Annotated in this window: 18 protein-coding genes; 3 read left to right on the top strand and 15 right to left on the bottom strand. The window is 65.3% G+C overall.

What is annotated here, in order from left to right; translation table 11 throughout:
- Positions 1-214: 214 nt before the first annotated feature.
- The 11 genes from parC to rpoZ all read right to left on the bottom strand — a co-directional run bounded on the left by parC (position 215) and on the right by rpoZ (position 11,059).
- A complete protein-coding gene (parC, locus tag ACE10W_RS22625) occupies positions 215-2,470 on the bottom strand; it encodes a DNA topoisomerase IV subunit A (RefSeq protein ID WP_011087818.1) in 2,256 nt (751 codons plus the stop codon).
- 61 nt (positions 2,471-2,531) lie between these two features.
- Complete coding sequence (locus ACE10W_RS22630) at positions 2,532-2,816, bottom strand: hypothetical protein (protein WP_028171610.1); 285 nt, start codon at positions 2,814-2,816, stop codon at positions 2,532-2,534.
- A gap of 100 nt (positions 2,817-2,916) precedes the next feature.
- Positions 2,917-3,669 (bottom strand): DNA repair protein RecO, encoded by a 753-nt coding sequence (gene recO / locus ACE10W_RS22635; protein WP_304547056.1) that lies wholly within the window; start codon positions 3,667-3,669, stop codon positions 2,917-2,919.
- 137 nt (positions 3,670-3,806) lie between these two features.
- Positions 3,807-4,187 carry a hypothetical protein gene (locus ACE10W_RS22640; RefSeq protein ID WP_011087820.1) on the bottom strand — a complete coding sequence of 127 codons (381 nt, stop codon included), beginning with the start codon at positions 4,185-4,187 and terminating at the stop codon, positions 3,807-3,809.
- A gap of 21 nt (positions 4,188-4,208) precedes the next feature.
- Positions 4,209-5,135: a GTPase Era gene (era, locus tag ACE10W_RS22645; protein WP_375761987.1), complete on the bottom strand. Its 927-nt coding sequence runs from the start codon at positions 5,133-5,135 to the stop codon at positions 4,209-4,211.
- Positions 5,125-5,946 (bottom strand): ribonuclease III, encoded by an 822-nt coding sequence (gene rnc, locus ACE10W_RS22650; RefSeq protein WP_011087822.1) that lies wholly within the window; start codon positions 5,944-5,946, stop codon positions 5,125-5,127. The genes era and rnc overlap by 11 nt, the downstream gene beginning before the upstream one ends.
- Complete coding sequence (lepB, locus tag ACE10W_RS22655; RefSeq protein ID WP_011087823.1) at positions 5,943-6,707, bottom strand: signal peptidase I; 765 nt, start codon at positions 6,705-6,707, stop codon at positions 5,943-5,945. Before lepB ends, rnc begins: the two co-directional genes overlap by 4 nt.
- A 249-nt stretch (positions 6,708-6,956) precedes the next feature.
- Positions 6,957-7,376: a holo-ACP synthase gene (gene acpS / locus ACE10W_RS22660; protein ID WP_011087824.1), complete on the bottom strand. Its 420-nt coding sequence runs from the start codon at positions 7,374-7,376 to the stop codon at positions 6,957-6,959.
- Positions 7,373-8,125 carry a pyridoxine 5'-phosphate synthase gene (locus ACE10W_RS22665; protein ID WP_375761988.1) on the bottom strand — a complete coding sequence of 251 codons (753 nt, stop codon included), beginning with the start codon at positions 8,123-8,125 and terminating at the stop codon, positions 7,373-7,375. The genes acpS and ACE10W_RS22665 overlap by 4 nt, the downstream gene beginning before the upstream one ends.
- A gap of 44 nt (positions 8,126-8,169) precedes the next feature.
- Positions 8,170-10,458, bottom strand: coding sequence for a bifunctional (p)ppGpp synthetase/guanosine-3',5'-bis(diphosphate) 3'-pyrophosphohydrolase (locus tag ACE10W_RS22670; RefSeq protein ID WP_011087826.1), 2,289 nt, complete (start codon positions 10,456-10,458; stop codon positions 8,170-8,172).
- A gap of 208 nt (positions 10,459-10,666) precedes the next feature.
- Positions 10,667-11,059 carry a DNA-directed RNA polymerase subunit omega gene (gene rpoZ, locus ACE10W_RS22675; RefSeq protein ID WP_008133017.1) on the bottom strand — a complete coding sequence of 131 codons (393 nt, stop codon included), beginning with the start codon at positions 11,057-11,059 and terminating at the stop codon, positions 10,667-10,669.
- A 326-nt stretch (positions 11,060-11,385) separates the two neighbouring features.
- Between rpoZ and ACE10W_RS22680 the strand changes: the two genes are divergently transcribed.
- Entirely contained in the window at positions 11,386-12,030 is a 645-nt protein-coding gene (locus ACE10W_RS22680) for an NYN domain-containing protein (protein ID WP_011087827.1), read from the top strand.
- Entirely contained in the window at positions 12,011-12,685 is a 675-nt protein-coding gene (locus ACE10W_RS22685) for a uracil-DNA glycosylase (RefSeq protein WP_028171606.1), read from the top strand. The genes ACE10W_RS22680 and ACE10W_RS22685 overlap by 20 nt, the downstream gene beginning before the upstream one ends.
- 8 nt (positions 12,686-12,693) lie before the next feature.
- Here ACE10W_RS22685 and ACE10W_RS22690 read toward each other — a convergent pair whose 3' ends face one another.
- The 4 genes from ACE10W_RS22690 to dapA are packed head-to-tail and all read right to left on the bottom strand — an operon-like array spanning position 12,694 to position 15,177.
- The gene (locus ACE10W_RS22690) at positions 12,694-13,275 is read right to left on the bottom strand and encodes a peroxiredoxin (protein WP_110116265.1); all 582 of its coding nucleotides are present in this window, start codon (positions 13,273-13,275) and stop codon (positions 12,694-12,696) included.
- A 4-nt stretch (positions 13,276-13,279) separates the two neighbouring features.
- Positions 13,280-13,753: an SsrA-binding protein SmpB gene (gene smpB / locus ACE10W_RS22695; RefSeq protein WP_011087830.1), complete on the bottom strand. Its 474-nt coding sequence runs from the start codon at positions 13,751-13,753 to the stop codon at positions 13,280-13,282.
- 59 nt (positions 13,754-13,812) lie between these two features.
- Entirely contained in the window at positions 13,813-14,229 is a 417-nt protein-coding gene (gene mscL / locus ACE10W_RS22700; protein ID WP_027547170.1) for a large conductance mechanosensitive channel protein MscL, read from the bottom strand.
- 57 nt (positions 14,230-14,286) lie between these two features.
- The gene (gene dapA, locus ACE10W_RS22705) at positions 14,287-15,177 is read right to left on the bottom strand and encodes a 4-hydroxy-tetrahydrodipicolinate synthase (protein WP_375761989.1); all 891 of its coding nucleotides are present in this window, start codon (positions 15,175-15,177) and stop codon (positions 14,287-14,289) included.
- Between the two features lie 281 nt (positions 15,178-15,458).
- Between dapA and ACE10W_RS22710 the strand changes: the two genes are divergently transcribed.
- Positions 15,459-17,870, top strand: coding sequence for a transglycosylase SLT domain-containing protein (locus ACE10W_RS22710; protein ID WP_375762771.1), 2,412 nt, complete (start codon positions 15,459-15,461; stop codon positions 17,868-17,870).
- Positions 17,871-17,882: the final 12 nt, after the last annotated feature.

Below are 17,882 nucleotides of genomic sequence, written 5' to 3' on the forward strand. Positions count from 1 at the left end.
GAAAAAGCAATGTTCGTGCCCGATCAACGGAGGCACGTATGCGCTCACGGCTATCTGCCAAGCGTTTGCGGGCTACACCGTCGGTGTCATCGCCCGCGAAGGCGGGCGATCCAGTATTCCAGAGACGATTGTGGTTCGGCCGAGAGGCTGCGGCGTACTGGATGCCCCGCCTTCGCGGGGCATGACACGGTGTTGTGGCAGGCAGTCGCAGCCCCTACTCGATCCCCCGGCCGAACTTGTTCGACTTCGGGAAACCCTTCGGCGGCAGGCGGCCGGCGTCGGCGCGGGTGCCCTGCCACTCCGCGAGCTCCTTCATGGTCGCGGAGAATTCGCGGCCCGCGGAGTCCTTCCAGGTCAGGCCGGCCTTGGCGTCGAACACGACGACGTCGGAGAGACCGCCGTCTTTGTATTTCTGCAAGCGGACGCCGCGGCCGCGGGCCATCTCCGGGATCTGGTCGAGCGGGAACACCAGCATCTTGCGGTTCTCGCCGATGACCGCGACGGTGTCGCCGACCACCTCGGTGACCGTGCGTGCCTCGTTCGGCATGTCGACGTTGAGGACCTGCTTGCCCTTCTTGGTGGTGCCGACGCAATCGTCCTCGTTGACGACAAAGCCCTGGCCCTCGTGGCTCGCGACCAGGAATTTGCGTCCACCCTTGTTGACGAACAGCGCGACGGGCGCCGCCTCCTGCTCGAGGTCGATGAACAGGCGGATCGGCTCGCCGTGACCGCGGCCGCCCGGAAGTTTCGCGACATCGAGCGAGTAGAACTTGCCGTTGGTGGCGAACAGCAGCAGCTTCGAGGTCGTCTCCGCAAAGAACGCGAAGCCGAGCCTGTCGTCCTGCTTGAAGGCAAGGCCCGAGAGATCCTCGACATGCCCCTTCATGGTGCGGATCCAGCCCTTGTCGGACACGACGACCGTCACCGGCTCGCGCTCGACGAAGGCCTCCTCGATCGCGGCGAGATCGTGCTCGGGCGCATCCGCAAAGGTGGTGCGGCGCTTGCCGAGCGGCGTCTTCGGCCCGAACATGTCGCGGACCTTGCCGACCTGCTCGCCGACCTTCTTCCACTGCTCGGCTTCCGAGGCGAGCACCGCATTGATGCCCTTGAGCTCGTTGCGGAGGTTCTTGTCCTCGGTGCGGATCTCCATTTCCTCGAGCTTGCGCAACGAGCGGAGCCGCATGTTGAGGATGGCTTCGGCCTGCACCTCGGTAAGCTTGAACGCCTTCATCAGCGCCGGCTTCGGCTCATCCTCGGTGCGGATGATCTTGATCACCTTGTCGATGTTCAGATAGGCGATCAGGAAGCCGCCGAGAACTTCCAGCCGATGCTCGATCTGCGCCTTGCGGTAGTTGCTGCGCCGGATCAGGACGTCGCGCAGATGGTCGAGCCATTCGCGCAGGCACTCCGCGAGCCCCACGACCTTGGGGATGCGGCCCTTGATCAGCACGTTGAGGTTCAGCGGAATCTTGTTTTCGAGCTCGGTCAGCCGGAACAGCGATTCCATCATCAGCGCCGGATCGACGTTCTTCGACTTCGGCTCGATCACGATGCGGACGTCTTCGGCCGACTCGTCCCTGACGTCGCCGACCAGCGGCAACTTCTTCTGATCCTGAAGCTCGGCGATCTTCTCGATCAGGCGCGACTTCTGCACCAGAAAGGGGATCTCGGTGACGACGACGACCCAGGTGCCGCGTGCGCCCTCTTCCTGCTCCCACCTGGCGCGGACGCGGAACGAGCCGCGGCCGGTCGTGTAGGCCTCCGCGATCGCCTGCTTGGAATCGACGCAGATGCCGCCGGTCGGAAAGTCCGGGCCCTTCACCCACTTCAGCAGCGCCTTGGATTTCGCGTCGGGCTTCTCGATCAGATGCAGCGCCGCGTCGCAGAGCTCGGCGGCATTGTGCGGCGGGATCGAGGTCGCCATGCCGACCGCGATGCCCTGCGCGCCGTTGGCGAGCAGGTTCGGGAAGCCGCCGGGCAGGACGATCGGCTCCTTCGACTGGCCGTCGTAATTGGGACGGAATTCAACGCCGTCCTCGTCGATGCCCTCGAGCAGAAGCCGCGCGACATCGGTCATGCGCGCTTCGGTGTAGCGGTAGGCGGCGGGGTTATCGCCGTCGATATTGCCGAAATTGCCTTGGCCGTCGACCAGCGGGTAGCGCGAGGAGAAATCCTGCGCGAGCCGCACCATGGCGTCGTAGATCGCCTGGTCGCCATGCGGATGGAACGAGCCCATCACGTCGCCGACGATCTTGGCGGATTTCTTGAAGGCCGTGCCGGGGTCGAGCCTGAGCAGGCGCATGCCGTAGAGGATGCGCCGGTGCACCGGCTTCAGGCCGTCGCGTGCGTCCGGCAGCGCACGGTGCATGATGGTGGAGAGCGCATAGGCGAGATAGCGCTCTTCCAGCGCCTCACGCAGCGGCACCTCATGGATTTCGGCCGGTTCCGGCGGAATCAATCGTTTTCCCATGCCGCCCGGTTAAACCGTGGAAGCGAATCGGGCAAGGATGGATTGGTTCCCTGTGGGCGGCTTACTGCCCCGCCCAGCCGGCGGTCACGGTCTGGGTGGCCTGGCGATTTTGGGCCTGTGTGGTGGTCGGCGCGTTGGTCAGGCAGCGCCGGGCAGTCTCGATCTCTGCTTCCGTCGCGCCCTTGGACCGGGCCCATGCCTCTGCGGCTGCTGCCGAATATTTGGCTACATAGAACCTGACGACCGTGCAGGAGGCACGGCGAACCAGTCCTGTTTGCTCGCCTGCGAGGGCGTCCGGCGCCAGCGCAATCAGCGCTGCCGACACAATAAGTCCCTTAATCAGCATCAGGTTTATCCCCGGGTTGGAACCCCACGGGCCAATCCAGGAAACCCGATTTGGTTCCGGGACATGCCATCTGATCAGACAATACAGAGGCGCGCTGACGTCATGGCGCCGGGATCGCCGCCCTCGCCTGCTGCCGCGTCAAGGCATTGATGAAGCCGGCCCGCGCGTCGGAATGGACCTGCCCGCGCGGCTCCAGCACGTGGCGCAGCAGGAACAATCCGGTCAGCCGAAAACCGTCCTGAAGATCCTGGTCGGTGAGCTCGGTCGCGGTTTCGCCGTGGCGCAGGAACGGCGGCAGGCGCAGCAGCCGGTCGCGCCATGGCTCGCCCGCGCCGCGCGACACCGCGCCGCCGGATTTCGGCGAAACGTAGATCAGGTCCGTGGTCTCCCCGGTCACCGCGCAGTTGTCCAGCGCGAGCCCGAAGCCGAGCTCGGCGAGCATCGCCAGCTCGAAATGGATCACGTGTACGGCCGCGCTGCCGATGTCGTCGAAATCGTCGAGCGAATGTTCGAGCAGCCCGAATATCTCCTCGTGCGGATCGCGCTCGGGAAGGAGCCGCGCGATCGAGGCGAGATGGGTGATGCCGTAGACGCCATGGGACGAGGCCAGCAGCGTGGCCGCACGCAGCTTCAGGCCCTCGACCGCGTAGGTGCCGAGATGCTCGTCGAGCCGCGCCCGCCACACCGCGCTGACGCTGTTGCCCGGTTGCAGCAAGGGCCGCATCCGCGAGCCGGCACCGCCGCGCACGAGACCGAGATGGCGGCCGTGCGCGCGCGTCAGCAGTTCGACGATGGCGCTGCTCTCGCCATGCCGCCGCACCCCCAGCACGATGCCTTCGTCGGTCCATTCCATTGAAGGAAGTCTAGCATTTTGAGCGACCGTCGGGTGGCCAAAGCGAAGCGCGCCCACCAATTTTGATCCACCGCGATCGTGGTGGGCACGGCGCGCAAGGGCGCACCTTTGCCCACCCTACGGCACCGCGCAAAACCTCACGCGTTGAACCAGCCCTGCGCGTCGCCGCTGAAGGAGAAATACAGGCCCATCGTGGTCAGCACGCAGGACACGATCTCGATGGCGCTGTCGAGCTCCATGCCCTTCTCGCCGATGATCTGGCCGAGCGAGATCACCGACAGCACCAGCGCTGCGGCCAGCACCCAGCGCGGCCAGTTCTTGCGCCAATGCGCAGCCAGCCAGACGAAATAGACCAGCAGCAGGATCATGCCGCCGGCGAGCAGCGTCGCCGTCATGATCATCTGCTCGGTCATCTCGGCATTGGGCGTGCGGTCCTGCACCGCGACCGACAGCGCATCCAGCATCAACGACGCATAGAGCAGCGCTTCGAAGCGCCGGACGTTCGTGGGCACGCTCATCGGATACCGATCTGTTCTTGCTTATTCTTTGGGAAATTCCAGGCCCATCTCGCGGTAGCGATCGGGATCGTCGCCCCAGTTCTCGCGCACCTTGACGAACAGGAACAGGTGCACCGGCACGCCGAGGATCTCACTAATCTCCTTGCGCGAATCCGCGCCGATCGACTTGATGGTGGCGCCGCCCTTGCCGAGCACGATCTTGCGCTGGCTTTCGCGCTCGACGAAGATCGTCTGCTCGATGCGCACCGACTTGTCCTTGCGCTCCTCCCACTTGTCGGTCTCGACCGTGGACTGGTAGGGCAATTCCTGGTGCAGCTTGCGATAGATCTTCTCGCGCGTGATCTCGGCCGCCAAGTGCCGCATCGGCGCGTCCGACATCTGGTCCTCGGGATAGAGGAACGGCCCCGGCGGCACCATCTCGGCAAGCGTCGAGCGGAGGTCGTCGACGCCGTCGCCGGAGATTGCCGCGATCATGAAGGTCTTGGCGAACGGCATGCGCTCGTTGGCCGCCTGCGCCAGCGCCAGCAGCTTCTCGCGCTGGACCAGGTCGACCTTGTTGATCACCAGGATCTTGTCGTGATTGACGCTTGCCGCCTTGGCGAGGATCGCCTCGGCCTCCTCGTCGATGCCGGTCTTGGCGTCGAGCAGCACGCAGACGAGATCGGCGTCGTACGCCCCGCTCCAGGCGGTCGAGACCATGGCGCGGTCGAGCCTGCGCTTCGGCGAGAAGATGCCGGGCGTGTCGACCAGGATGATCTGCGCGTTGTTCTCGATGACGATGCCGCGGATCAGCGCGCGCGTGGTCTGCACCTTGCGCGAGACGATCGTGACCTTGGCGCCGACCAGCGCGTTGACCAGCGTGGACTTGCCGACATTCGGTGCGCCGATCAGCGCAACGAAGCCGCAGCGCGTCGCGGCGGGCGCCTCGCCGCTTGCTTCAACCGTCATTGCCGCCGCCAACACCTTCACGTTCGATCATCACCGAGGCCGCCACCTTCTCTGCCGCGCGCTTGCTGCCGCCGATACCTTCCGCCGGCGCCAGTCCCGGCAGGTCCACCGCGACGCGGAACTGCGGATCGTGATGCGGGCCGGTGCGCTCGACCTCGCGGTAAACAGGCGTCGGCAGGCCCTTCCCCTGCGCCCATTCCTGCAGCACGGTCTTGGGATCGCGCAACGGACGCCTCGGCTTGTGCATGCGCTCGGTCCAGTTGCGCTTGACGAATTCGGCCGCCGCCGCATGGCCGCCGTCGAGGAAGATGGCGCCGATCACGGCTTCGCAGATGTCGCCGAGCACGCTCTTGCGCAGGCGGGCGTCGGCGCTGGGACCGACCGAGCCGAGCTTGATGTCGTCGAGCAGCCCGAGCGACTTGGCGACGTCGGCACAGCTCTCCTTGCGCACGAGTTCGGCAAGGCGCTTGGACAGCTCGCCTTCGTCGGCGTTCGGGAAGGCGTGGTAGAGCATGTCGGACACGACGAGCCCGAGCACGTGGTCGCCGAGGAATTCCAGCCGCTGATAGCTGTCGCCGCGCTTGCGCCCGGATTTCAGCGCCGAGACATGCGTGATCCCCTGCATCAGCAGGTTCGGGTCGGCGAAGCTGTGGCCGATGCGCGCCTCAAGCGCCGCGTTCGCATCCGTGCCCTTGGCCTTGCTGCTCCGCGCCCGCTTCTTCTTGGCAGGCGTCTTGGTCACAGCTTCGCCGTCAGGAGCGGCTTGCGCTTCGGTCGGCTGGGTCGTGATGTCCTTGGCTTCGTCTTTCATCGGACGATTTTGAAGAAGCGATTCCAGCGCACCGCCCACGGCCAGCGCCAGAACATCCAGGCATGCTCGCCTTCGGCGATGGAGAAGAAGATCATCTGGGCTCGGCCGATCAAATTCTCCTGCGGCACGTAGCCGACCTGGCCGAGGAAGCGGCTGTCGGTGGAATTGTCGCGATTGTCGCCCATCATGAAGAAATGGCCGGCCGGCACGGTGTAGACGTTGGTGGTGTCCATGTAGCCGTTGTCGGCGCAGTCCAGCGTCTCATAGGACACGCCGTTCGGCAGCGTTTCCTTCCAGCGCTTGACCCGGGAGATGCCGCCGCCTTCGGAGCCGCACGGATCCTCGCCGACATATTCGCTCATGCGCTGCCGCTCGACCGGGGTGTCGTTGATGTAGAGCAGCCCGTCCTTCATCTGGACGCGGTCGCCGGGAAGCCCGATCACGCGCTTGATGTAGTCGGTGGAATCGTCCTTCGGCAGGCGAAACACGACGATGTCGCCGCGGTTCGGGTCCGAGCCCCAGAGCCGCCCCGAGAACAGCGGCGGCGAGAACGGGATCGAGTAGTGGCTATAGCCGTAGGAATATTTCGAGACGAACAGATAGTCGCCGACCAGCAGCGTCGCCTTCATCGAGCCGGACGGGATGTTGAAGGGCTGGAACAGAAAGGTGCGGATCACGAGCGCGATCAGGAGAGCGTGGATCACGACCCGGATCGTTTCGCCGACGCCGCTTTCAGTTTTCGTTCCCGAAGTCACGCTCATTGCTCTCTCAATTCCGGCCGGCGGTCACAGAGCGCCCTCCTCCCGCGAACAGCCCATCGCTTCGCGGCCCAAGGAGATTGTCCTGATTCTGATAATGAGGGCCAATTCCGGCGTAAAGCCGAATTCGCCCAGCCTGATTTGCGTCCGCGGACTTTTAGACGGTTGTCGGAGGCCACGCAATCAAGGATCGCATCAAAACTGCATAAGATATTGATTCTTAACAAGAATTATAAAATGACCTGGGAACGGTCAGGACTTGGCCAGCGGAACGGCCGAAATGATGACGAAGGCCTGTGCGAGCGGCCAGTCATCGGTAATCGACACGTCGATCCGCGCCTCGAAGCCATCCGGCGTCAGGGCCTGGAGCCGGGCCAGAGCGCCGCCGGTCAGCTGCATGGTCGGCCGTCCACCCGGCAGGTTGACCACCCCCATGTCGCGCCACCAGACGCCGCGCCTGATCCCGGTGCCGAGCGCCTTCGAGCAGGCCTCCTTGGCGGCAAAGCGCTTGGCGTAGGTCGCCACCACCATCTTCTCGTTCTTGGCGCGCCGCTCCGCCTTGGCCCGCTCGGCCGCGGTGAAGATGCGGTCGAGAAAGCGTTCGCCATGGCGCTCGATCACCTTGCCGACGCGGGTGATGTCGATCAGGTCGGAGCCGATGCCGATGATCATGCCCGGCTCCGGCCGCGGTCCATCGCAGCGCGCATGCTGCGCACCGTCTCGGCGAGACCGACGAACAGCGCCTCGCCGATCATGTAGTAGCCGATATTGAGCTCCATGATGTCGGGCAGAGCTGCGATCGTCTCCGCCGTCGCATAGTCGAGCCCGTGGCCGGCGTGAACCTCCAGCCCCGCGTCCTTCGCCAGCTTCGCACCCGCCACGATCCGCTTCCACTCTGCGTCGGCCTTCTCGGTGTGGCCGTCGACGACGGCATCGCACCAGGCGCCGGTGTGGATCTCGATCACGGGCGCGCGCAGCCGCGCCGCCATCTCGATCTGCGCGGGGTCCGCGGCGATGAACAGCGAGACGCGGATTCCGGCATCGTTCAGCCGGGCGATGTAGGGCGCGAGCGCATTGTGCTGGCCGACGACATCCAGTCCGCCCTCGGTCGTCACCTCCTGCCGGCGCTCCGGCACGAGGCACGCCGCGTGCGGCCTGGTGGCGAGCGAGATGCGCATCATGTCGTCGGTCGCCGCCATCTCGAAATTGAGCGGCTTGGAGATCTCGGCCTTCAGCCGCGCCATGTCCTCGTCGCGGATATGGCGGCGATCCTCGCGCAGATGCGCGGTGATGCCGTCGGCGCCGGCCTCGATCGCCAGCAGGGCGGCGCGCACCGGATCGGGATTGCGGCCGCCGCGCGCGTTACGCAGGGTCGCGACATGGTCGACATTGACGCCGAGGCGGAGCGGAGAAGCGGGCATTGCAAGGCTCACAAATTCGAAGGACAGGCGAATACGAAAGACGCCTATCCATTAACACGTTCGACGCGGGCGACGACCGCCTTCGCGCGCAACTGGGCCAGGATCGCGCTCAGGTGCTTCAGGTCGTAGACTTCGAGATCGATCGTCGTCTCCGTGAAGTCCGGAGAGCGGCGCTGCATGCTGATGTTGTCGATGTTGCCGTCGTGCTCGGCGATCACGGTCGCGATCTGCGCGAGCGCGCCGGGCTCGTTGACGTTCTCGACCCTGATGCGGGCCGGGAAGCGCTGCGGCGCGGTGTCCTCGATGTCCCAGCGCACGTCGAGCCAGCGCTCGGGCTCCTCCTCGAAATCCTTCAGCGCCGGCGCCTGGATCGGGTAGATGGTGATGCCCTCGCCCGGCGTGACGATGCCGACGATGCGGTCGCCGGGTACCGCGCCGCCGTTCGGCGCGAACTTCACCGGCAGGTCGGAATTGATGCCGCGGATCGGGATCGCGACCGGGGTTCGCGGCGGCTCGGAGACCACCTTCTCCTTGAGCTTGGCGGCGAGCCCCTTCTTGATGCCGTAGCGGGCGACGCGCTCCTCCTTGTAGTCGGGATACATCGCTCGCGCGACGTGGGAGGCCTTGATCTCGCCGCGCCCCACAGCCGCCATGACGTCCTCGATCGAGGTGCGCGCAAGCCGCGGCAGCGCACCCTTGAGCTTGTCGTCGGCGTATTCGATCTTGGCGCGCTCGAACAGGCGCTCGACGATGCGCCGGCCGAGACCGACATATTGGTCGCGCACGGCGGTGCGCGTGGCGCGGCGGATCGCGGCGCGCGCCTTGCCGGTGACCGCGAGCGTCTCCCAGGCGGACGGCGGCGCCGATTGCGCCTCCGAGGTCAGCACCTCGACCTCGTCGCCGTTCTGGAGCTCCGAGGACAGCGGCGAAAACTTGCCGTTGATCTTGCAGCCCACCGCGCTGTTGCCGACGTCGGTATGCACCGCATAGGCAAAGTCGATGACGTTGGCGTGGCGCGGCAGCGCGATCAGCTTGCCCTTCGGGGTGAAGCAGAACACCTGGTCGTGGAACAGCTCGAGCTTGGTGTGCTCGAGGAATTCCTCGGGGTTGGCACTCTCCGAGAGGATTCCGACGGTGTGCCGCAGCCAGGCGAACGCGTTGGATTCGCGCTTGAGGAATTCGGTCGGCGAGCCCGCGCCTTCCTTGTAGAACACGTGCGCGGCGATACCGCGCTCGGCGATCTGGTCCATCGCCTCGGTACGGATCTGGAGCTCGGCGCGCTGGTTGCCCGGACCGATCACGGTGGTGTGGATCGAGCGGTAGTCGTTCTGCTTCGGCGTCGAGATGTAGTCCTTGAAACGCCCCGGCACGACCGGCCAGGTGGTGTGGACGATGCCGAGCGCGCGGTAGCAGGCCTCGATGTCGTTCACGACGACGCGGAAGCCGAAGATGTCGGACAATTGCTCGAAGCCGACCGATTTGCGCTCCATCTTGGTCCAGATCGAGAACGGCTTCTTGCGGCGGCCATAAACCCGCGCGCCAAGGCCGCGGTGGCGCAGATTGTTGGAGAGCTGGGCCTCGATCTCGCCGATCAGATTGCGGTTGCGCTCGGCGAGCGCGTCGAGCCGCTGCATCACCACCGAATAGGCCTCGGGGTCGAGCGTGCGGAAGGACAGGTCCTCCAGCTCCTCGCGCATTTCCTGCATGCCCATGCGGCCCGCGAGCGGCGCGTAGATGTCGAGGGTCTCCTCGGCAATGCGCCTGCGCGATTCCGGCGGCACGAATTCCAGCGTGCGCATGTTGTGCAGGCGGTCGGCGAGCTTCACCAGGAGAACGCGAACATCGTCGGCAATCGCCAGCAACAATTTGCGCAGGTTCTCGGCCTGCTTGGCCTCGCGCGACACCAGCTCCAGCCGCTTCAGCTTGGTCAGGCCCTCGACCAGCGCGCCGATCTCGGGTCCGAAGATCTGGTCGATCTCGGCCCGCGTCGCTTCGGTGTCCTCGATCGTGTCGTGCAGCAGCGCGGCCACGATGGTGGCGTCGTCGAGCTTCAGGTCGGTGAGAATCGCCGCCACTTCGAGCGGATGCGAGAAATACGGATCGCCCGAGGCCCGCGTCTGCGAGCCGTGCGCCTTCATGGCGTAGACATAGGCGCGGTTCAGCAGATCTTCGTTGGTGTTGGGATTGTAGGACCTGACGCGCTCGACGAGGTCATATTGACGCATCATGCGCGCACGCGGCTTGGCCGGGCGCGCCACCGGCGCAGTCGGGGCCACGGCAACCGATTCGGTTGCGGCCTGCATCTGCGTTGATCTGCGGCGTCGATACACCATGCCGTCCTGCCTTCAAACGGACCTCAAGACGCCCGTTGTATACATCTTAGCTCCGATCCCGCGCGCGTCCGATCAATTCGGTGACAGGTGCGCGGCGCGAACCGGCAACACTATGGTAACCACGAAAACGCCAACAAAAGCAAAGGCCCGAACGCAGGTTCGGGCCTCTGATAAGATCACAAGAATTCGGCGATTGCGACGGGACGATCTACTCGTCTTCCTCGGGCTGCTCTTCCGGCGGCGCGAGGCCTTCGAGGCCCTTCAGGAGCTCCTCTTCGGTCATGCGCTCAACGGCAACTTCGGTATCGTCCGCATCGACGCTGGCGCCGGCGGAACCGATCAGCGGCACCGTATCCGGCTCGGGCTCGTCGACCTCGACGAACTTCTGGAGCGAGTGCACCAGCTCCTCGCGGAGGTCCTCCGGCGAGATGGTCGTGTCGGCAATTTCACGCAAAGACACAACAGGGTTCTTGTCGTTATCGCGGTCAACCGTTAGTTGTGAACCCGACGAAATCATGCGGGCACGGTGGGCGGCCAGCAGGACCAGGTCAAACCGGTTATCGACCTTGTCGATGCAATCTTCTACGGTGACGCGAGCCATGGACTGTCGCTCCGTTGTGGGTGGGACGAAATATGTGGATGATTGGGGCTAGTTATAGGGGCCAAGACAATTTCGCAAGGCCAATTTGTGATTTGGCCTCGCCAAATGGCTCTGCTACCCCCACATTGGGGCTGGGATGGGCGATTTCCAGGGCTGCCACCGAGGGCGGCCCCGGGTGTTTGAGAGTTCGCCATAACTATACCTTGATTGCCCCGACTTCTCCGGATTTGCGGTTTCGACGGGTTTCGGCGGCACTCTAGAACTGCGCGGCGTGCTGCCGCGCCAACAATAAACGATCAATCACGAGCACTTCGCGAGCAAACTGAATGTCACCTTCTCCTACCAACAAGATCGCGCTCTTCATCGACGGGGCCAATCTCTACGCGACGGCGAAAACTCTGGGCTTCGACATCGACTACAAGCGCCTGCTGAAGGAGTTTCAGAGCCGCGGGACGCTGTTGCGGGCTTTCTATTACACCGCCATCATCGAGGATCAGGAGTACTCCTCGATCCGCCCGCTGATCGACTGGCTGGACTACAACGGCTACACCGTCGTCACCAAGGCGACCAAGGAGTTCATCGACGCCTCCGGCCGCCGCAAGGTCAAGGGCAACATGGACATCGAGCTCGCCGTGGACGCGATGGAGCTCGCCGAGCACATCGACCAGATGGTGCTGTTCTCCGGTGACGGCGACTTCCGCTCCCTGGTCGAGGCCGTCCAGCGCCGCGGCGTGCGGGTCACGGTGGTCTCGACCATCGCCAGCCAGCCGCCGATGATCGCCGACGAGCTGCGCCGCCAGGCCGACGTCTTCACCGACCTCGTCGAGCTGCAATCCAAGCTCGGCCGCGACCCGTCCGAACGCCCCGCCCCGCGCGATCGTGGCGAGCGCGAGGCCCGCCACCACGCCCCGCAATTCCTCCAGCGCGCGACCACGATGGCGCCGAGGGGCGATGACGACTTTGAGGAGTGAGGCGGCCCGGTCAGGCCGCCAGCCCCCCACCCTCGTCCCCGACCGTGACTGTCCGCTCTGTCCGCGCCTGGTCGCCTTTCGCGAGGCGAATCGCGCGCGCGAGCCGTCGTGGCATAACGCCCCGGTCGCCCCCTTCGGGGACGTCAAGGCGCGTCTCCTGATCGTCGGCCTCGCGCCGGGCATGCAGGGCGCCAACCGCACCGGCCGTCCCTTCACCGGCGACTATGCCGGCGACCTGCTCTACGCCACGCTGCTCGAATACGGCTTTGCCAAGGGCGCCTATCAGGCGCGGCCCGATGACGGGCTGAAGCTGGTCGACTGCCGCATCGCCAATGCGGTGCATTGCGTTCCGCCGCAGAACAAGCCGCTGCCCGCCGAGATCAACACCTGCCGCCAGTTTCTCGCGGCGAATCTGGCGACGATGCCGAACCTGCGCGCGATCGTCGCGCTCGGGCGGATTGCGCACGACACCGTGCTCAAGCCGCTGAATCTGAAGGGCTCGCAAGCCCCTTTCGGCCACGGCGCGGTGCACCAGGCCGGCGCGTTCAGGCTCTACGACAGCTATCACTGCTCGCGTTACAACACGAACACCGGCGTGCTGACGCCGGACATGTTCCGGTCCGTGTTCGCGAAGGTGAAGGCCGACCTCGATTAGCCCTTGGACTAGCCTTTGACGGGATTGGCCTTCAGCCAGTCCAGGACATCGCCGGCGTTCCGGTCGGGTGGAAACACCGGATAGAACACATGCGTGACCCTGGCGTCGTCGATGATCAGCGCAAGGCGCTTGATCAGCGTCAGACCTGCGACCTCCATGGTCGGCAGTTTGAGGGCGCGCGTCAGCGCCAGCTTCTCGTCCGACAGCACCGGAAACGGCAGATGCAGGCGCGAGGCCATCTCAGTCTGGTATTCGTTGCTCTGGGTCGAGAGGCCGAACACGTGGGCGGCGCCGGCGGCCTTCAGTTCGGCGAACAGATCGCGAAACGCGCAGGTCTGCGGCGTGCAGCCGCGCGCGCCCGGGATCATGTCCCAATCGTCGACCAGCGAGATCTTGCCGGGCTCGCCGGTGCGGGGATAGGCGAACACCACGGTTCGGCCGGGGAGCGCCGACAGCATCACTGATGTGTCGTCGGTCGCGAGCAGGCCGATCGCGGGCAGCGTCATGCCCGGCAGATGTGCGGCCCCGCCATCATCGGCCGGCGCCGGAATCTGGCTCCAGTCGACCTCGAGCAGGTTCTTCTGATTCATCCCGCTATCCCCTCGCCCGCAGCAGGCGCCCCTTCTCCCGGCTCCAGTCGCGCTTCTTCTCGGTCTCGCGCTTGTCGTGCAGCTTCTTGCCCTTTGCAACCGCCAGCTGCAGTTTGGCGCGGCCGCGCTCGTTGAAGTAGAGCTTGAGCGGGATCAGCGTCATGCCCTCGCGATCCACCGCGCCGATCAGCTTGTTGATCTGCCGGCGATGGAGCAGCAGCTTTCGCGGCCGTTTGGGCTCGTGGTTGAAGCGGTTGCCCTGGAGGTATTCGGGAATGGTGGCGTTGATCAGCCAGATCTCGCCGTTCTTCGAATCGGCGTAGGATTCCGCGATCGTGCTCTTGCCGTTGCGGATCGACTTGACCTCGGTGCCGGTCAGCGCAATGCCCGCCTCGATCGTATCCTCGATCGCATAGTTGAAGCGGGCCTTGCGATTTTCCGCCATGACCTTGATCGGTCGTTCGTTCTTATCGGCCATGGCAGACAAACCTGAGTGAGATACGCGCGAACGCTAACAGTTTGGACGAAGCGGACGCGTCAAGACTTCTTGAGGAGATCGCGGATCTCGGTCAGCAGCTCGACCTCGGCCGACGGCTTCGGCGGAGCGGCCGGTGCCGCCTCTTCCTTGCGCTTCAGGGTGTTGATGGCGCGGATCACCAGGAACAGCACGAAGGCAATGATGATGAAGTTGATCGTCAGCGTGAGGAAGCTGCCCCAAGCCAAGACCGCGCCTTGCTTTTTAGCATCCGCTAAGTTGGTGGCGGTGACCGCCTTCGACAAGGGGGTGAAGTAGTTCGAGAAGTCGAGGCCGCCGGTGACGGCGCCGATCAACGGCATGATCACGTCGCCGACCAGCGAAGTGACGATGGCGCCGAAGGCCGCGCCGATGATGACGCCGACCGCGAGATCGACGACGTTGCCCTTCATGGCGAATTCGCGGAACTCCTTGAGCATCCGCCTGCCCTTTTCATCGACCCCGCTCATGAAAGGCTCCCCGGAAAGGTTACCGCGTCAGTTGATCAGGCCGGCGTGAACCATGGCGCTGCGCACGGCAACGCGCGTCGGCTCGGTCACCGGCACCATCGGCAGCCGCAGCGCCTCGTCAAGCTTGCCGAGCAGCGACATCGCGTACTTGATCGGCGCCGGATTGCTCTCGATGAAGAGGTTGTTGTGCAGCGGCATCAGCTTGTCGTGCAGCTTCAGCGCGGTGGCGTGATCGCCCTTCTGCCAGGCGGTGTGGAACTCCGAGCACAGGCGCGGCGCGACGTTCGAGGTCACCGAGATGCAGCCATGGCCGCCATGGGCCATGTAGCCGAGGATGGTCGCGTCCTCGCCCGAGAGCTGGTTGAAGTCCTCGCCCATCGCCGCGCGCTGCTGCGACACGCGGACCATGCTGGCGGTGGCGTCCTTGACGCCGGCGATGTTCTTCAGCTCCCACAGCCGCTTCATGGTGTCGACCGACATGTCGATCACCGAGCGCGGCGGGATGTTGTAGATGATGATCGGAATCCCGATCGCATCGTTGATCGCCTTGAAGTGCTGGTACATCCCCTCCTGGGTCGGCTTGTTGTAGTAAGGCGTCACCACCAGCACGGCGTCCGCGCCCGCCTTCTCGGCGTGCTGGGCCAGCTCGATCGCCTCCTTGGTCGAGTTGGAGCCGGCACCGGCAACCACGGGCACGCGGCCCTTGGCCTCCTCGATGCACCACTCGACGACCTTCTTGTGCTCGTCATGGCTGAGCGTCGGGCTCTCGCCTGTCGTGCCGACCGGGACCAGTCCGTTGGTGCCCTCGGAAATCTGCCAGTTGACCAGGGAGCGGAACGCCGCCTCGTCGAGCGAGCCGTTCTTGAACGGCGTGACCAAGGCGGTGAACGACCCCCGGAATTTCGTCTTGGCTGCCATGGACTTCCTCCGTACGCGGCGAGTTTTGAGAGCAAGCCCCATTCATATCGGGTCTATCCCGCCGGTAAAAGGGCCGCTCCCGTGCGACGCACCGTTTAGGCCGCGATTTTGCCGCGGTGATGGTGCAAACCCGCCCGAGGTAAGCGGCTGTTGGTATTTTGTCCGCATATTCAATCAAATTCAGCTAGATCTTGAGCCACTTGACTGATTCGGGGCGACGAAACGCCGTGACCTCATTTCCTCGTGCCACATGGCGATCCACCGGTCTGGTCGTGTGCCTGATGGCAGGGCTGTCGGTCGGCTGCGCCGCCTGGGCCAAGTCCAATGAGACACCCGCGGAAGGGGCCAAGGACACTGCGAAGCCAGCCGCCAAGGACGCCGCGAAGGGATCCGGCAAAGGATCGGTCAAGGAAACAGCTAAGGACACCACCAAGGGAACCGGCAAGGACACAGCGAAGGGCGCGAGCAAGGGGGCGGCTGGCGCCCCCGCCAAGGATGCCGCGAAGAAACCAGCCCAGAATGCCGGCAAGGATGCTGGCAAGGAACCCGCCAAGGACCCCACCAAGAACAAGCCCAAGCCTGCGGCAGCGGCGACCGCGCCAAAATCGCAGCCGACCGCCACCGGCTCTCCCCCCAAAGCGGCACCCGCGCCGGCCGCGACGGCCACCGTCAGACCCGCCGCCCCTCCGGCCGCCAAACCGATCGCAGCTCCTGTGCTGGCGCCCGCGACCCGCCAGCACGCGGCACCTCGCAGGCCCGTGACGCCGGCCGCGATCGCTGCGACCTCGTCGACGTCGCAAGCCGACAAGGACACGCTGGAGAGCGTCATCGAACTCGTGCGCAAGCGCAAGGCGGGCGACGCCACCAATGCCGCCGCCACGATCTCGGATCCCGTCGCGCGAAAGCTCGCGGAATGGATCATCCTGCGCAGCGAGGACAATGGCGCGACCGTCGAGCGCTATCGCGTCTTCCTCTCCACCAATCCGAGCTGGCCGTCGCAGACCTTCCTGCGCCGCCGCCTCGAGGCTGCGATGTGGGACGACAGGCGCGACGATTCAGTTGCGTGGTCGTGGTTCGAGAACGAATCCCCGGTGTCCGCGAAGGGCCGCTTCACGCTCGCCAAGGCGATGCTGGCGCGCGGCGACCGCGCCAATGCCGAGCGGCTGGTGCGCGAGGCCTGGCGCAGCGATCCGATGTCGGAGGACACCGAGAACAACGCGCTCGACCAGTTCGGCGCCCTGCTGACGCCGGGCGATCAGAAGGCGCGGATGGACACCCTGCTCTACGGCAGCGAAAACGAGGCCGCTCTGCGCGCCGCAAAACGTCTCGGTGCCGGCTATGTCGCACTCGCCAAGGCCCGCATCGCCTCGTTCAAGAAGGCGCCGAACACGCGTGCCCTGCTCGAGGCCGTGCCGCGCGAGCTGCACAATGACCCCGGTTTCATCTTCAGCAAGATCCAGCTGCTGCGCCGCGAGGAGAAGTTTGCCGAGGCCGCCCAGCTCATGCTGTCGGCGCCGAAGGATCCGAACCGGCTCTACAATCTCGACGAATGGTGGATCGAGCGGCGCCTGCTCGCGCGCAAGATGATCGACACCGAGGAGTTCCGCAGCGCCTATCTGATCGCGCGCGACGCGGCGCTGCCCTCGCGCGACATCTACAAGACCGAGCAGGAGTTCACGGCAGGCTGGATCGCGCTGCGCTTTCTCAACGATCCCGCGACCGCCACCCAGCATTTTGCCCGCATCGGCGTCGGCAGCGTCAATCCGACCACGCTGGCGCGCGCCGGCTATTGGCAGGGCCGCGCGGCGGAAGCGGCGGGCCGCCAGCAGGAGGCGCGCAACGCCTATGCGCGGGCTGCCGAACAATCCACGAGCTATTACGGCCAGCTCGCACGCGCAAAACTCGGCCTGCCGCAGATCGAGCTCAACAGCCAGCCGCGCGGGCGCGGCGCTGAACGGCTGGAGATCGTGCGCGCGGCGCAACTGCTCTACGAGCTCGACGAGCGCGAGATGGCCGTGCCCATGCTCGCCGACATGGGCGAGAACGGCGATCCCGAAGCCCTGACCGGCCTTGGCGAGCTGACCCAGCGCTACAGCGATGCGCGCGGCATGCTGCTGGTCGGCAAGGCCGCGCTCAACCGCGGCCTTCCGTTCGATTTTTACGCCTATCCCGTCAACGGCATTCCGCAATTCACGCCGATCGGCCCCGAGGTCGAGCGCAGCATCGTCTACGCCATCGCCCGGCAGGAGAGCGCGTTCAATCCCTCGGTGGTCTCGCCGGCACAGGCCTACGGGCTGATGCAGGTGACGCCGGATGCCGCACGCTATGTCTGCAAGCGGCATGGCGCGACCTACGATTTGGGGCGGCTGAAGAACGATTCGGCCTACAACGCTACGCTCGGCTCGGCCGAGCTCGGTGGGCTGCTCGAGGATTATCGCGGCTCCTACATCATGACGTTTGCCGCCTACAATGCCGGCCGCGGCAGCGTGAAGAAGTGGGTCGACCGCTACGGCGATCCGCGCGATCCCAAGGTCGACGCGGTCGACTGGGTCGAGCTCATTCCGTTCTCCGAGACGCGCAATTACGTGCAGCGGATCATGGAGAACCTTCAGGTCTACCGCGCCCGCTTCGGCGGCGGCACGCGGTTGCAGATCGAGGCCGACCTGCGCCGCGGCACCGGCAGCGTGGAATAGCGGCGCCTTAAG

Origin of the sequence: Bradyrhizobium sp. B025 (assembly GCF_042257955.1) — a bacterium.
In the GTDB taxonomy this organism is placed as follows: Bacteria; Pseudomonadota; Alphaproteobacteria; order Rhizobiales; family Xanthobacteraceae; genus Bradyrhizobium; species Bradyrhizobium diazoefficiens.

What these genes read in the sequence shown, in the direction of transcription:
- ACE10W_RS22665 (WP_375761988.1), bottom strand. Translation starts at nt 8,125, where the DNA reads ATGCCCGCTTCTCCGCTCCGCCTCGGCGTCAATGTCGACCATGTCGCG.
- ACE10W_RS22640 (WP_011087820.1), bottom strand. Translation starts at nt 4,187, where the DNA reads ATGAGCGTGCCCACGAACGTCCGGCGCTTCGAAGCGCTGCTCTATGCG.
- era (WP_375761987.1), bottom strand. Translation starts at nt 5,135, where the DNA reads ATGACGGTTGAAGCAAGCGGCGAGGCGCCCGCCGCGACGCGCTGCGGC.
- ACE10W_RS22680 (WP_011087827.1), top strand. Translation starts at nt 11,386, where the DNA reads ATGTCACCTTCTCCTACCAACAAGATCGCGCTCTTCATCGACGGGGCC.
- rnc (WP_011087822.1), bottom strand. Translation starts at nt 5,946, where the DNA reads ATGAAAGACGAAGCCAAGGACATCACGACCCAGCCGACCGAAGCGCAA.
- ACE10W_RS22670 (WP_011087826.1), bottom strand. Translation starts at nt 10,458, where the DNA reads ATGGTGTATCGACGCCGCAGATCAACGCAGATGCAGGCCGCAACCGAA.
- ACE10W_RS22710 (WP_375762771.1), top strand. Translation starts at nt 15,459, where the DNA reads ATGGCAGGGCTGTCGGTCGGCTGCGCCGCCTGGGCCAAGTCCAATGAG.
- lepB (WP_011087823.1), bottom strand. Translation starts at nt 6,707, where the DNA reads ATGAGCGTGACTTCGGGAACGAAAACTGAAAGCGGCGTCGGCGAAACG.
- recO (WP_304547056.1), bottom strand. Translation starts at nt 3,669, where the DNA reads ATGGAATGGACCGACGAAGGCATCGTGCTGGGGGTGCGGCGGCATGGC.
- parC (WP_011087818.1), bottom strand. Translation starts at nt 2,470, where the DNA reads ATGGGAAAACGATTGATTCCGCCGGAACCGGCCGAAATCCATGAGGTG.
- smpB (WP_011087830.1), bottom strand. Translation starts at nt 13,753, where the DNA reads ATGGCCGATAAGAACGAACGACCGATCAAGGTCATGGCGGAAAATCGC.
- ACE10W_RS22690 (WP_110116265.1), bottom strand. Translation starts at nt 13,275, where the DNA reads ATGAATCAGAAGAACCTGCTCGAGGTCGACTGGAGCCAGATTCCGGCG.
- mscL (WP_027547170.1), bottom strand. Translation starts at nt 14,229, where the DNA reads ATGCTCAAGGAGTTCCGCGAATTCGCCATGAAGGGCAACGTCGTCGAT.
- ACE10W_RS22685 (WP_028171606.1), top strand. Translation starts at nt 12,011, where the DNA reads ATGACGACTTTGAGGAGTGAGGCGGCCCGGTCAGGCCGCCAGCCCCCC.
- rpoZ (WP_008133017.1), bottom strand. Translation starts at nt 11,059, where the DNA reads ATGGCTCGCGTCACCGTAGAAGATTGCATCGACAAGGTCGATAACCGG.
- ACE10W_RS22630 (WP_028171610.1), bottom strand. Translation starts at nt 2,816, where the DNA reads ATGCTGATTAAGGGACTTATTGTGTCGGCAGCGCTGATTGCGCTGGCG.
- acpS (WP_011087824.1), bottom strand. Translation starts at nt 7,376, where the DNA reads ATGATCATCGGCATCGGCTCCGACCTGATCGACATCACCCGCGTCGGC.
- dapA (WP_375761989.1), bottom strand. Translation starts at nt 15,177, where the DNA reads ATGGCAGCCAAGACGAAATTCCGGGGGTCGTTCACCGCCTTGGTCACG.